The following is a 12720-nucleotide window of genomic DNA, read 5'->3' on the forward strand; positions in this document are numbered from 1 at the left end:
CACAGGGCCGCCAGCGCCAGCGTCCACGGCGCGAGCGCCGCATGAAGTCGAAAAGTGCGTGTCATCGAATGCATCCTCTGCCTGCTTGCGAGTCGCGCTGCGTCACGAAAGTGCCGCGCGGCCGCGCTAAGAAAAACCCCTGAGAATCGCGCCATCGCCCAGCGCTACCGGCACGACCTCCATGGACAGCCTCGACCTGATCAGAACCTTTCGCGAAGTCGCGTCGCATGGCAGCTTCTCGCAGGCCGCCAAGCGGCTCGACATGTCCAAGGCCACGGTCAGCAAGTATGTCGCCGAACTCGAAACCCGCTTCGGCGTGCGCCTGCTCAACCGCTCCACGCGCTCGGTGAGCCTGACCGACGCCGGCCAGCTGCTGCTGGAGCGCAGCACGCCGGTGCTCGAGATGGTCGAGCTGACGCAGGCCGAGCTGCAGGAGCGCGCGAGCCAGCCCGGCGGCCGGCTGCGCATCTCGGCGCCGCACGGCATGGGCAATGGCGAGTTTCCGAACCTGCTGGCCGATTTCATGCGCTACTACCCCGACGTGCGCATCAGCCTGCAGCTGACCAACCGCACGGTCGATCTCGCCGAGGAAGGCATCGACGTCGACATCCGCAGCGGCCCGGTGGAGGACGCCAACCTGATCATGCGCAAGCTGCGGCTCATGAACATGGTGGTCTGCGCCTCGCCGGTCTACTGGAAGAAGCACGGCAAGCCCGAGCATCCGCGCGACCTGGCGGACCACGAGGCGCTCACGCATTCGTTGCTCGGCGCCCAGCCGGTCTGGCGCTTCGACGACGGCGGCGAGCCGCTCGACGTGCACGTCAAGAGCCGCATGGACTGCACCGAGGGCGCGCCGCTGATCCGCATCGCGATGCGCGGCTTCGGCGTGATCTACCTGCCCTCGATCCTGGTGCAGTCGCACATCGACCAGGGCGAGCTGGTGCCGGTGCTGCAGGACTATGCGCGCAAGGACATGTGGCTGTCGGCCGTCTACCTGCAGCGGCGCCACAACAGCGCCGCGCTGCGCGCGCTGCTCGACTTCCTCGAGACCCGCGTGGGCGACAAGCCCGGCCTCAAGAAATGAAAAAGCCCGGCGGCGCCGGGCTCCCATGCGAAGCGGATGCGCTCAGCCGATGTGCTGCGCGAAGAAGGCCAGCACGCGCTCGCGCGCCAGCTTCGATGCTTCGGCGTCGTACGAGCCGCGCTGGTCGCAGTTGAAGCCGTGGCCCACCGGGTACACGTGCACCTCGACCTCGGGATGGGCCTTCTTGAAGCTCTCGATGGTGTCGAGCGGAATCCAGTGGTCCTGGTTGCCGAAGTGGGCCTGCACCGGCACCTTGGGCTGGCGCGCGGTTTCCTCGGGCGAGGTCATGCCGCCACCGTAGTAGGGCGCGGCGGCCGCGAGGCCGGGCACCAGCGCGGCGGCGCGCCAGGTCAGCAGGCCGCCCCAGCAGTAGCCGACGATGCCGACCTTGCCGGCCTTGGCCGCGTAGGCCACGGCGGCCTCGATGTCCTGCAGCACGCCGGGCGCGGGCAGCGCCTCGACGGCCGTCTTCAGGCCGAAGCCCGTCTTCATGTCGTCCTCGCTGTAGCCGAGCTCGACGCCGGGCTTCACGCGGTGGAAGGTCGCGGGCGCGACGGCCAGGTAGCCCTCGGCCGCGTAGCCGTCGGCCACCGAGCGGATGTGCGAGTTGACGCCGAAGATCTCCTGCACCACGACGACGGCGCCGCGCGGCGTGCCGGCGGGTTCGGCCACGTAGGCGGGAAAGCTGAAGCCGTCCTTGGCGGTGAGATCGATGAATTGACCCATGATGTGTTGCTCCTTTGATGGCAATGGGAAGGATGGAGGGAATGCGTGTCCGGTGCGTGTCGGCGGCGTTCAGCCCGCCGCCCCGGGCCGCAGCGCGCGTTCGACGAAATCGAGCCGGTCCTGGCCCCAGAAGATCTCGCCGTCGATCACGTAGCTCGGCGCGCCGAAGACCTGGATGTCGATGGCTTCCTGCGTGTAGGCCTCGTACTGCTCCTGCACCGCCTGGCTCTGCGCCTGGTCGGCGCGCTTGGCCGGCAGGCCGCATTCGGCCACCAGCGCTTCGAGCACCTTGGGGTCGCCGATGTTGCGCTCCTGCGCCCACAGCGCGGCGAACACCGCCGCGCACATGCGCATCGCGGCCTCGGTGCCGTCGTTGAGATCGACCGCGATGATCAGCCGCGCCGCGTCGTCGCCCGAGACCGGGAAGAACTTCGGCTTCGGATGCAGCGGAATGCCCAGGTGCTTGGAGAAACGCGCCAGCTCGACCAGCCGGTAGGCCTGCCGCTGCGGCGCGCGCTTGCCCAGCGGCAGCCCGCCAGAGACCGGAAAGATGCTGCCCATGTCCACCGGACGCACGCGCACCGTGGCGCCGGCCGCCGCCGCGATGGCGGCGAAGCGGGCATGGCCCAGGTAGGTCCAGGGGCTTTGGGGGGGGAAGTAGTAGTCGATGGTCTTGCTCATGAATTCACCTCCGCGCACGAAGCGCCGCCGGAACATCCTGGTACTGCGGGTAAGGCCCGCAACTTGCGAGCCACCCTCGGTGATGTAATCCGGACCGACGGTTTTAACTGACGCGCAGCTTTTGTGCAGGAGATCGGAATTGAACCAGCAGGTGCTCTTGGTCACGGGGGGCGGACGCGGCATCGGCGCCGCCACCGCCTTGCTGGCGGCGCGGCGCGGCTATGCCGTGGCGGTCAACTACGCGAGCAACTCGCTCGCGGCCGACGAAGTCGTGCGCGCGATCCGCGCCGCGGGCGGCAAGGCGATCGCGGTGCAGGCCGATGTCGGCGATGAAGCGCAGGTGATGGCCATGTTCGCGCAGGTCGATGCCAAGCTCGGCCGGCTCACGGCGCTGGTCAACAGCGCCGGCGTGGTCGACGTGCGCGCGCGCGTCGACGAGATGAGCGCGGCGCGGCTGGAACGCATGTTCCGCATCAACGTGGTCGGCAGCTTCGTCTGCGCGCGCGAGGCGGTGCACCGCATGAGCACGCGCCACGGCGGCACGGGCGGCGTGATCGTCAATCTCTCGAGCGCCGCCTCGCGGCTGGGTTCGCCCGAGCAGTACGTGGACTACGCCGCGAGCAAGGGCGCGATCGACACCTTCACGCTCGGCCTGGCCAAGGAAGTGGCCGACGAGGGCATCCGCGTCAGCGCGGTGCGCCCGGGCCTGATCGACACCGAGATCCATGCCTCGGGCGGCATGCCCCAGCGCGCCTTCGACCTCGCCGCCTCGGTGCCGATGAAGCGCCCCGGCAGCGCCGAGGAGGTGGCGAACGCGATCGTGTGGCTGCTGTCCGACGAGGCCAGCTACACCACCATGGCCCTGCTCGACGTCTCGGGAGGACGCTGATGAGCACCTCGATGGACCTGATCAAGCCGCTGGTCACGCTGGTGGCGATCGTCAACCCGCTGGCCATCGTGCCCTTCTTCATCCACTACACGCAGGGCTACTCCGACGCGCAGCGCCGCCGCACGGTGCGCATGTCGGCCTTCAGCGCCTTCGTGGTGATCGCGGTCAGCGCGCTGATCGGCCTGCAGCTGCTGTCCTTCTTCGGCATCTCGATCGCGAGCTTCCAGGTCGGCGGCGGCCTGCTGCTCTTGATGAGCTCGCTGTCGATGCTCAACGCGCAGCCGGCCGAGAGCAAGACCAACGTCGAGGAGCTGCGCGCCACCGAGGTCAAGGCCTCGATGGGCGCCTCGATCGCGGTGGTGCCGCTGACCATCCCGCTGCTCACCGGCCCGGCCACCATCTCCACCGTGGTGATCTACGCCGACAAGGCCAAGCACCTGTGGGAGCTCGCGGTGCTGGTGGGCTACGGCGTGGTGGTGGCGCTGGCCACGGCCATCGCCTTCTCGCTCGCGCAGCCGATCGCGCGCGTGCTCGGCAAGACCGGCATCAACATCATGACCCGGCTCATGGGCCTAATCCTTGCGGCGCTGGCGGTCGAGGTGATGACCGACGGGCTGGGCAAGCTGTTCCCGATCCTCGCGAAATGACGAGGGCGCTCAGCCCAGCATCTTCTCGATGATCTTCCAGTGCGCCGGCTCCACCGGCGTGATCGACAGCCGGTTGCCCTTGCGCAGGATCGTGAGCTCGGCCAGCTCGGGCTTCGAGCGCAGCTCGGGCAGTGCCAGCAGGCGCGTCTTGCGCAGCGCCTGCACGTCCACCAGCAGCCAGCGCGGATCGTCCTTCTTCGAGGCCGCGTCGTAGTAGGGCGACTTCGGGTCGAACTGCGTGGGATCGGGCTTGATCGCCGAGGCCACGCGCGCGAGGCCGGCGATGCCGGGCTCGGGGCAGCTCGAGTGATAGAACAGCACGCCGTCGCCGACCTTCATGCCGTCGCGCATGAAGTTGCGGGCCTGGTAGTTGCGCACGCCGGTCCACGCCACGGTGGCGTCGGGCGCGGCCAGCGCATCGTCGATCGAGACCTCGTCGGGCTCGGATTTCATCAGCCAGTACTGGGGCATGGCGTTCTCGCGAGGATGGGATGCCGCGCAATATAGCCGCCCGCCCCGCCGCCGGGGCCCGGCCTCAGGGTGCCACGTAGTCCGACACCACCACCCACTTGCCGTCCTTGATCTGCGACAGCCGCGACTGGTCGTTGCCCAGGCGCTTGGTGGCCGTGTAGGTGCTCTTCGGGCTGCCGAACATGTCGGGCTCGAAGGTGATGCTGTCCATGGCCTTGATGAAGCTGTCGGTCGTGAGGTTCGGGCCGGCCTTCTGCGCCGCCTTGATGAACGAGTCGACGATCACGTAGCCGTAGACCGAGAACACGGTCGGGTCCTCGTTGAACTTGGTCTTGTACTTGTTGGCCCAGAAGCGCAGCGGCTGCGACTGCTCGTCGGTGTAGGGGTTCTGCACCGTCATGGTCGCGTAGATGCCGTCCATGGCCTTGCCGCCGAGCTTGTGGATCAGGTCGGTGTAGGCCGCGCTCGAACCCAGGAAGGTCGGGTTGAAGCCGGTCTTGCGTGCCTCGCCCACGGTGCCGATGGTCTCGCGGATGATGGTGCCGAGCACCACCAGGTCGCAGTTGGCGGCCTTCATCTTCGCGACCTGCGAGCTGAAGTCGGTGGCGCCGCGCTTGAACGAGGTCTTCTCGGCCAGCTCCATGTTCACGGCCTTGAGGCCGGCCTCGGCGCCGCGCTGCACCTCGAGGCCGAACTCGTCGTCCTGGTAGATGGTGCAGACCTTCTTCGCGCCCTTGTCCTTCACCATCTTCGGCAGCGCCAGGCGGATCTGGTCGTAGTAGGTGGCGGCGAACGAGTACTTGAGGCGGTTGAGCGGCTCGTACATCTCGCGCGCCGCGGTGATCGGCATGTAGTTGACGACGTTCTTGTCGAACTGCACCGGCATCGCCGCCATGTTCTGCGCCGTGCCGATATGGCCGGCCATGATGAAGATCTTCTCCTGGTTCACCAGCTTCTGCGCCGCCAGCACGGCCTTCTTCGGGTCGTAGCCCGAGTCCTCGACGTAGAGCTTGAGCTTGCGGCCGTTGATGTCGCCCTGCTCGTTGAGCTCGTCCACGCGCAGCTGCATGCCGTTGCGCGCCTGCTTGCCGAAGCCGGCGAGCGGCCCCGAGAGATCCTGGATCGTGCCGATGCGGATCTCGTCCTTGGTCACGCCCTGCTGCGCGGACGCGAGCGTCGCGGCCAGGCCCAGCACGGCCAGCATCGTCGGTGTCTTGAGCTTCATGCGCTTGTCTCCTCGGGTTGGCGAAAAAATCGGGTGGCGATCGGGACTTTTTTCGATGCGCTCAGCGGTACATGGCCTCGATGCGCGGCGCGTACTTGGTCTGCACCAGCTTGCGCTTGAGCTTCATGGTCGGCGTCAGTTCCTCGTCCTCGGCGCTCAGTTGCGTCTCGAGCAGGAAGAACTTCTTGATCTGCTCCACGCGCGCGAACTTCGCATTGACGCGGTCGATCTCGCCCTGGATCAGGTCGAGCACCTCCTGCGTGCGCGTGAGGCTTTCGTAGTTGCTGAACGGCACGTCGTTGTCCTGCGCGAATTTCTCGACGTTCTCCTGGTCGATCATCACGATCACCGTCAGGTAGGGCCTCTTGTCGCCGATCACCACCGCGTCCGTGACGTAGGGGCTGAACTTGAGTTCGTTCTCGAGTTCGCTCGGCGTGATGTTCTTGCCACCTGCCGTGATGATGATGTCCTTCATGCGGTCGGTGATGCGGAAATACCCTTCCGCATCGACCGTGCCGACGTCGCCGGTGTGCAGCCAGCCTTCGGCGTCGAGGGTCTCGGCGGTCTTCTCGGGCAGGTTCAGGTAGCCCATGAAGACGTTCGGGCCGCGCACCAGGATCTCGCCGGTCTGCGGATCGAGGCGCACCTCGTTGTAGCCGGCCGCCGGGCCGATCGAGCCCGGCATGATGCGCGTGACCGGCACGCCGGTGGAGGCGCCGCACGACTCCGTCATGCCCCAGACCTCGAGCATCGGCACGCCGAGCGCGAGGTACCAGCGCACCAGCTCGGGCGAGATCGGCGCGGCGCCGGTCACGAGGAAACGCGCGCGGTGGATGCCGATCAGCTTGCGCACGTTGTCGAGCGCGAGCCAGCGCGCCAGGCGGAACTTCAGGCGCAGCCCGGCGCCCACCGGCCGGCCCTCGAGCACCCGCTGCGCGATCTGCTGGCCCACGCCGATGCTCCAGCCGTAGGCCGCCTGCTGCAGCCGGCTGGCCTCCTTGAGCGCGATCATCACGCCCGAGTAGAACTTCTCCCACACGCGCGGCACGGCCGTGAACACCGTGGGCGCGATCTCGCGCACGTTCTCGGGCACGGTCTCGGGGTTCTCGACGAAGTTGAGGATCGAGCCGGTGTACATCGCGAAGTACTCGCCGCCCATGCGTTCGGCGATGTGGCACAGCGGCAGGAAGCACATGCGCTCGTCGCTCTCGTCCTGCGCCAGCAGCGTGTTGTAGCCGCGCATGGTGTAGACCAGCCCGCCGTGGCTGTGCATCGCGCCCTTGGGCTTTCCGGTGGTGCCCGAGGTGTAGACCAGGATCGCGAGGTCCTCGGCGCGGCAGGCGGCCACGCGCTCCTCGAGCGCCCGCGGATGCGCGGCCAGGTGCGCGCGGCCCAGGGCACGCAGTGCCTCCAGGCTCAGCACGTCGGGATCGTCGAGCTCGCGCAGGCCCTCCATGTCGAACACCACCACCTTGCGCAGCAGCGGCAGCGCGGCGCGCACCTCGAGCGCCTTGTCGAGCTGCTCGTCGTCCTCGACGAACAGCACCGTGGTGCGCGAGTCCTCGCACAGGTACTGCACCTGCGAGGCCGCGTCGGTCGGGTAGATGCCGTTGGAGACGCCGCCGCAGCTGAGCACCGCCACGTCGGCCAGCACCCATTCGATGACGGTGTTCGACAGCACCGAGGCACACTCGCCGGCCGCGAAGCCCAGTGCCATCAGGCCGCTCGCGATCTCGCGCACCGCCTCGGCGGTCTGGCCCCAGGTCCAGCTGCGCCAGATGCCGAATTCCTTCTGCCGCATCCAAACCTTGTCGCGGCGCAACTCGACCGCTTTCCAGAACACGGCCGGGATGGTGTCGCCCGGCACCACCACCTCGGTGCGGGGCTGCAGGTGCGCCAGGTCCCAGAGGCCGGCCGGCGCGCGCAGTGCGAGGGTGCTGCTCATCGGTGCTACCTCCAGGTCTTCTTTTTCTTCCAGCGCCGCTCGCCGCGCACGCCCTCGTCCTTCACGCCGAGGTAGAACTCCTTGATGTCCTCCTTCTCGCGCAGCCGCTCGCAGCTGTCCTCCATCACGATGCGGCCGTTCTCGAGCACGTAGCCGTGGTCGGCCGCGTTGAGCGCCATGTTGGCGTTCTGCTCCACCAGCAGGATGGTGGTGCCGCGCTCGCGGTTGATGCGCACCACGATCTCGAAGATCTCCTTGGTGAGCTTGGGGCTCAGGCCGAGGCTGGGCTCGTCGAGCAGGATCAGCTGCGGCGCCGCCATGATGGCGCGCGAGATCGCGAGCATCTGCTGCTGGCCGCCCGAGAGCAGGCCGGCGTCCTGCGTGGCGCGCTCGCGCAGGATCGGGAAGTAGCCGAACACGGTCTCGATGTCGCGCGCCACGCCGTCGCGGTCCTGGCGCGTGTAGGCGCCCATCAGCAGGTTGTCGCGCACCGACAGCAGCGGGAACACCTCGCGGCCCTCGGGCACGTGGCTCAGGCCCTGCTGCACGATGTGGGCCGGGTCTTTGGCCGTGATGTCGCGGCCCTGGAACTCGATGCTGCCCTTGCGTGGATCGATGATCCCCGAGATCGTCTTGAGGATGGTGGTCTTGCCGGCGCCGTTGGAGCCCAGCACGGTCGCGATCTCGCCCTGCCGCACCTGGAGGCTCACGCCGCGGATGGCCTTGATCGGGCCGTAGGCGCTCTCGACGTTGAGCAACTGAAGAACCACGTCGCTCATGCTCGAACCCTCCGCAGGCTGCTCACGTCGTCGACCGTGCCGAGGTAGGCCTCCACCACGCGCGCATCGGCCTGCACCTCGCGCGGCGAACCCGTGGCCAGCACCTCGCCCTGGTTCATCGCGAGCACGCGGTCCGACACCTTCGACACCAGCGACATGTCGTGCTCGACCATCAGCACCGACACGCCGAGCTCGTGCTGGATGTCCTGGATCCAGAACGCCATGTCGGCCGTCTCCTCCACGTTGAGGCCCGACGAGGGTTCGTCGAGCAGCAGCAGCTTGGGTTCGGTGCACAGCGCGCGCGCCAGCTCCACCACCTTGCGCACGCCGTAGGGCAGGCCCGCCACCATCGCGTCGCGGTGGTGCTGCAGGTCGAGCAGCTCGATCACCTGCTCGACCTTCTCGCGCGCCTCGATCTCGGCGCGCCGCGTGGCCGGCGTGAAGAACAGCTCGCGCCAGAAGCCGCTGCGCCGGTGCGTGTGGCGGCCGATCAGCAGGTTGTGCAGCACCGTCGCATGCTCGAACAGCTCGATGTTCTGGAAGGTGCGCGCGATGCCGAGCGCCGCGATCGCGTGCGGTGCCTGGCTGGTCAGCGCCACCGCGCCGCCGGCCTCGCCATGCCAGGTGATCTGGCCCGAGGTCGGCGTGTAGATGCGGCTGATCAGGTTGAACACCGTGGTCTTGCCCGCGCCGTTCGGCCCGATCAGCGTGAACACCTCGCCACGCCGCACGTCGAAGCTGACCTTGTTGACCGCGAGCACGCCGCCGAAGCGCACGCTCAGGTCCCGGGCCGAGAGAAGGATGTCGCCGCCGCTCATCTCAGGCGATCCGACTTGGTGAAGGACTTCTGCCGCTTGAACAGGCCCTTGCGGTAGAACGGAAACAGCTGCAGGTAGGTGCGCACCTTGAGCCAGCGCCCGTACAGCCCCAGCGGCTCGAACAGCACGAACACGATCAACACCACCCCGTAGACGAAGCCCTGCAAGCCCGGCGCCTGGCCGATCACCGCCGGCAGCCAGTCCTTGCCCATCGAGATCAGCTGCGGCATCGCGATCAGGAAGATCGCGCCGAGGAAGGCGCCGTGCACCGAGCCCAGCCCGCCGATCACCACCATCAGCAGCAGGTCGATCGACTGCAGGATGTTGAACTGGTCGGGCGAGATGAAGCTCAGCTTGTGCGCGTAGAGCGCGCCCCCGAGCCCCGCGAGCGCGGCCGAGATCGCGAACGACATCGTCTTGTAGCGCGCGAGATGGATGCCCATGCTCTGCGCCGAGATCTCCGAATCGCGGATCGCCACGAAGGCGCGGCCGGTCGGCGAACGCAGCAGGTTCAGGATGCCCAGCGTGCTGAGCACCGCGACCACCAGGCACAGGAAGTAGAAGCCGTCGCCCGAGCCCAGCGACCAGCCGAAGAGTTGCGGCGACTTCACGTGCAGGCCCGCGTTGCCGCCGGTCACGCTCTCCCAGCGCGCGAACACCTCCTCGACGATGAAGCCGAACGAGAGCGTCGCGATGCCCAGGTAGATGCCCTTCACGCGCAGCGCCGGCAACGCCACCACCACGCCCACGCCGGCCGACAGCGCCGCGGCCGCGACCAGCGCGAGCGGGAACGGCACGCCGAGGTTGGTCAGCACGCCCTGCGTGTAGGCACCGGTGCCGAGAAAGGCCGCGTGGCCGATCGAGAACTGGCCCGTGAAGCCCGCGAGCAGCATCAGGCCCAGGCCGACGATGCCGTAGATCAGCACGAAGGTCAGCTGCGCGAGCCAGTATTCGTCGATGACCCACGGCGCGGCCAGCAGGAAGACGCACAAGAGGCCGTACCAGAAGACCTGGCCGCCATGCTTGGCGAGCCGGATGTCCTGGTCGTAGGAGGTCTTGAAGATGTAGCGCATGGTTCAGACCTTCTTGCGCAGCTTCTCGCCGAACAGGCCGTTGGGCTTGATCATCAGCATCAGCAGCACCACGATGTACGGCGCCGTGTCCTTGAAGCCGTCGGGCAAATAGAAGCCCGCGAAGGACTCGACGATGCCGATCACCAGCCCACCGACGATCGCGCCCGGCAGGCTGCCGAAGCCGCCGACCACCGCCGCCGGAAAGGCCTTGAGCCCGATGAAGCCCATGTTGGCGTGCACGAACGTGATCGGCGCGAGCAGCATGCCCGCGATGGCCGCGACCGCGGCCGCCAGCCCCCACACCAGCCCGTTGAGCCGCTTGACCGGAATGCCCATGTAGTAGGCCGCGAGCTGGTTCTGCGACGAGGCCTGCATCGCGATGCCGAGCTTGCTGTAGCGGAACATCGCGAACAGCAGGCCACAGAGGATCGCGGTGGCGACGATGATCACCAGCTGCTCGAGGTTCACCACCAGCTCGCCGAGCTTCCAGATCTGGTCCTTGTAGGGCACGGCCAGCGCGTGGGTCTCGGTGCCGATGCCCGGCACCATGGTGACCAGGCCGCGCGCCACGTAGGCGATGCCGATGGTGAGCATCACGATCGAGAACTGCGGCTGGCCGAGGATCGGGCGGATCACCACCAGCTCGAGCAGCACGCCGAAGGCCGCCATGGCGGCGATGGCGAGCACGGCCGCGAGCCAGAACGGCATGCCGAACAGCGACATGCCCGCGAACGCGGCGAAGGCGCCGAGCATCATCAGGTCGCCCTGCGCGAAGCTCACCGTCTCGGTGGCCTTGTAGATCAGCACGAAGCCGAGCGCGATCAGGCCGTAGATGCAGCCTTGCGCGATGCCCGACAGCAGGAGCTGGAGGATCTGCACGACGGGAACCTCCTTGGCCTTACTGGCGCAGGTGACGGAAGGGAGACGTGAAGGGGCGATAGGCCGCGCCGGCCGCGTCGTGCAGCGCGAGGCGCCGCGAGCCGGCCAGGATGTCGCTGGGCTTCAGGCCGTAGACCTGGCGGATCGAATGGCTGAAATGGGTGGAGTCGGGATAGCCGGCCTCGAGCGCGATGTCGGTCAGGGTCGCGGTCTGGCGCACGTAGCGCAGCAGGCTGCGCGCGCGCTTCCAGGCGCGGAAGGCGCGAAAGGCCATGCCGGTCTCCTGCTTGAACAGGTGCAGGAAGCGCGAGAACGAGAGATGCACCGAGGCCGCGCATTCCTCGGCCGAGGTGGCGGCCGCGGGATCGGCGTTGATCGCGTCGATGACCTTGCGGATGCGCGCATCGAGCGCGCGCAGCGCGAGCGGCGCGCCGAAGAACTGGCGGTCGAAGTCCAGGCCGTCGAAGCGCTGGCCGCGCGCCGAGGCGGCGAGCAGCTGGGCATGGCTCTCGCGCACGCGCTGCACGAAGGCCGGTGCCTGCACCGGACCGCAGTGCTGCAGCCAGTCGGGCATGCCGGCGGGATCGACCGACTCGGATTCGATCAGCAGGTTGAGGATCAGCGGATGCGCGCTCTCGATCTCGTGCGGCACCTGCGGCGGCACGACCAGCAGCTCGCCACTCTGCCAGGCACCGCCACCCACGCGCAGGCGATTGGGCGGCGCACCCGCGGGCGAGACATAGACGCCATGGCCGCCCATGGTGCGCTCGGCGGCACGGCCCAGCAGGCCGGCGTAGAACACGCGCTGCGTGGTGAGCCACATCAGGCGTTCGCCCTGGCCGCGACCCTCGCGGGCACCGCCTTGCGTCGACGGCGCCATCCTCGTTCCCTGCATGGTGTCTGTCTCCTGCATTCGGGGGCCTGGACCAGGGCACGGGCCCTGGGTCGGCGTCGTTGTGGGGCTGATCGTAGCGGGGCACGCGCGCGGCGCGGGGCCCATTTGCGCGGGGACTTTCCCTAGGAGTCCGCTAGGCCTGAGGCTTCGCGGCCGCGAACGCGCGACGCAACTCGGTGGCGCAAAGCGCGACCGCGGTGTTGGCCTCGTCGAGCACCTTGCCCATGGTCACGAAGCCATGGATCTGGCGCTCGAAGCAGACGTAGTTCGCGCTGTTGCCGGCCGCGGTCAAGGCCTCGGCATAGGCCAGGCCTTCGTCGCGCAGCGGGTCGTAGCCGGCCGTGAGCACCAGCGCCGGCGGCAGGCGCGAGAGGTCGCCGTGCAGCAGCGGCGAAGCGCGCCAGTCGAGGTCGTGCTTCGCATCGGTGATGTAGTGGTCGTGGAAGTAGGTCATCGTGTCGCGCGTCAGCAGATAGCCCTGGCCATTGGCCTGGTGCGACGGATGGCCGCGGCGCATGTCGGTGGCCGGATAGATCAGCAGCTGGAACACGAGCGGCAGGTCGGCGCTCTCGCGCGCAGCGATCGCCACCACCGCCGCGAGGTTGCCG

General features: G+C 68.1%; 14 protein-coding genes. 3 read left to right on the plus strand and 11 right to left on the minus strand.

Annotated features, from left to right (window positions below):
- The first annotated feature begins 181 nt into the window (after positions 1 to 181).
- Positions 182 to 1084 (plus strand): LysR family transcriptional regulator, encoded by a 903-nt coding sequence (locus tag AC27VN_RS17735; protein ID WP_093355315.1) that lies wholly within the window; start codon positions 182 to 184, stop codon positions 1082 to 1084.
- 42 nt (positions 1085 to 1126) lie between these two features.
- On the opposite strand, the gene AC27VN_RS17740 is transcribed toward AC27VN_RS17735, so the two are convergent.
- Both AC27VN_RS17740 and AC27VN_RS17745 read right to left on the minus strand, forming a co-directional pair.
- Positions 1127 to 1810: a dienelactone hydrolase family protein gene (locus AC27VN_RS17740; protein ID WP_490877360.1), complete on the minus strand. Its 684-nt coding sequence runs from the start codon at positions 1808 to 1810 to the stop codon at positions 1127 to 1129.
- A gap of 69 nt (positions 1811 to 1879) precedes the next feature.
- Complete coding sequence (locus tag AC27VN_RS17745; RefSeq protein WP_296781550.1) at positions 1880 to 2491, minus strand: 2-hydroxychromene-2-carboxylate isomerase; 612 nt, start codon at positions 2489 to 2491, stop codon at positions 1880 to 1882.
- Between the two features lie 139 nt (positions 2492 to 2630).
- Between AC27VN_RS17745 and AC27VN_RS17750 the strand changes: the two genes are divergently transcribed.
- Together AC27VN_RS17750 and AC27VN_RS17755 are read left to right on the plus strand one after the other, a co-directional pair.
- On the plus strand, positions 2631 to 3380 hold the full coding sequence (locus AC27VN_RS17750; protein WP_490877361.1) for an SDR family oxidoreductase: 750 nt from the start codon (positions 2631 to 2633) through the stop codon (positions 3378 to 3380).
- Positions 3380 to 4027, plus strand: coding sequence for a MarC family protein (locus AC27VN_RS17755; RefSeq protein WP_093355304.1), 648 nt, complete (start codon positions 3380 to 3382; stop codon positions 4025 to 4027). Before AC27VN_RS17750 ends, AC27VN_RS17755 begins: the two co-directional genes overlap by 1 nt.
- Positions 4028 to 4036: 9 nt before the next feature.
- Here the strand turns inward: AC27VN_RS17755 and AC27VN_RS17760 are convergent, their stop codons facing one another.
- The 9 genes from AC27VN_RS17760 to AC27VN_RS17800 all read right to left on the minus strand — a co-directional run.
- The gene (locus AC27VN_RS17760; RefSeq protein ID WP_490877362.1) at positions 4037 to 4498 is read right to left on the minus strand and encodes an EVE domain-containing protein; all 462 of its coding nucleotides are present in this window, start codon (positions 4496 to 4498) and stop codon (positions 4037 to 4039) included.
- A gap of 64 nt (positions 4499 to 4562) precedes the next feature.
- Positions 4563 to 5723, minus strand: a complete 1161-nt coding sequence (locus tag AC27VN_RS17765) for an ABC transporter substrate-binding protein (protein ID WP_296781548.1) — start codon at positions 5721 to 5723, stop codon at positions 4563 to 4565.
- A gap of 61 nt (positions 5724 to 5784) precedes the next feature.
- Positions 5785 to 7668 (minus strand): AMP-dependent synthetase/ligase, encoded by a 1884-nt coding sequence (locus tag AC27VN_RS17770; protein WP_490877363.1) that lies wholly within the window; start codon positions 7666 to 7668, stop codon positions 5785 to 5787.
- Between the two features lie 5 nt (positions 7669 to 7673).
- Entirely contained in the window at positions 7674 to 8447 is a 774-nt protein-coding gene (locus AC27VN_RS17775) for an ABC transporter ATP-binding protein (RefSeq protein WP_203203900.1), read from the minus strand.
- Entirely contained in the window at positions 8444 to 9265 is an 822-nt protein-coding gene (locus AC27VN_RS17780; RefSeq protein WP_203203899.1) for an ABC transporter ATP-binding protein, read from the minus strand. The genes AC27VN_RS17775 and AC27VN_RS17780 overlap by 4 nt, the downstream gene beginning before the upstream one ends.
- The gene (locus tag AC27VN_RS17785; protein ID WP_093355289.1) at positions 9262 to 10338 is read right to left on the minus strand and encodes a branched-chain amino acid ABC transporter permease; all 1077 of its coding nucleotides are present in this window, start codon (positions 10336 to 10338) and stop codon (positions 9262 to 9264) included. Before AC27VN_RS17785 ends, AC27VN_RS17780 begins: the two co-directional genes overlap by 4 nt.
- Before the next feature lie 3 nt (positions 10339 to 10341).
- Positions 10342 to 11217 (minus strand): branched-chain amino acid ABC transporter permease, encoded by an 876-nt coding sequence (locus AC27VN_RS17790; RefSeq protein ID WP_296799771.1) that lies wholly within the window; start codon positions 11215 to 11217, stop codon positions 10342 to 10344.
- A gap of 19 nt (positions 11218 to 11236) precedes the next feature.
- Positions 11237 to 12112 (minus strand): helix-turn-helix domain-containing protein, encoded by an 876-nt coding sequence (locus tag AC27VN_RS17795; protein WP_490877364.1) that lies wholly within the window; start codon positions 12110 to 12112, stop codon positions 11237 to 11239.
- Between the two features lie 133 nt (positions 12113 to 12245).
- The coding region (locus AC27VN_RS17800) for an alpha/beta hydrolase fold domain-containing protein (protein WP_490877365.1) at positions 12246 to 12720 on the minus strand (475 nt) is incomplete at its 5' end.

The organism is Variovorax sp. 20P10.2.4 (assembly GCF_058244205.1).

Excerpts from the sequence above, each read along its gene's own strand:
- AC27VN_RS17770 (WP_490877363.1), bottom strand. The coding sequence starts at position 7,668 with ATGAGCAGCACCCTCGCACTGCGCGCGCCGGCCGGCCTCTGGGACCTG.
- AC27VN_RS17740 (WP_490877360.1), bottom strand. The coding sequence starts at position 1,810 with ATGGGTCAATTCATCGATCTCACCGCCAAGGACGGCTTCAGCTTTCCC.
- AC27VN_RS17775 (WP_203203900.1), bottom strand. The coding sequence starts at position 8,447 with ATGAGCGACGTGGTTCTTCAGTTGCTCAACGTCGAGAGCGCCTACGGC.
- AC27VN_RS17735 (WP_093355315.1), top strand. The coding sequence starts at position 182 with ATGGACAGCCTCGACCTGATCAGAACCTTTCGCGAAGTCGCGTCGCAT.
- AC27VN_RS17780 (WP_203203899.1), bottom strand. The coding sequence starts at position 9,265 with ATGAGCGGCGGCGACATCCTTCTCTCGGCCCGGGACCTGAGCGTGCGC.
- AC27VN_RS17755 (WP_093355304.1), top strand. The coding sequence starts at position 3,380 with ATGAGCACCTCGATGGACCTGATCAAGCCGCTGGTCACGCTGGTGGCG.
- AC27VN_RS17765 (WP_296781548.1), bottom strand. The coding sequence starts at position 5,723 with ATGAAGCTCAAGACACCGACGATGCTGGCCGTGCTGGGCCTGGCCGCG.
- AC27VN_RS17785 (WP_093355289.1), bottom strand. The coding sequence starts at position 10,338 with ATGCGCTACATCTTCAAGACCTCCTACGACCAGGACATCCGGCTCGCC.
- AC27VN_RS17795 (WP_490877364.1), bottom strand. The coding sequence starts at position 12,112 with ATGCAGGGAACGAGGATGGCGCCGTCGACGCAAGGCGGTGCCCGCGAG.
- AC27VN_RS17745 (WP_296781550.1), bottom strand. The coding sequence starts at position 2,491 with ATGAGCAAGACCATCGACTACTACTTCCCCCCCCAAAGCCCCTGGACC.
- AC27VN_RS17760 (WP_490877362.1), bottom strand. The coding sequence starts at position 4,498 with ATGCCCCAGTACTGGCTGATGAAATCCGAGCCCGACGAGGTCTCGATC.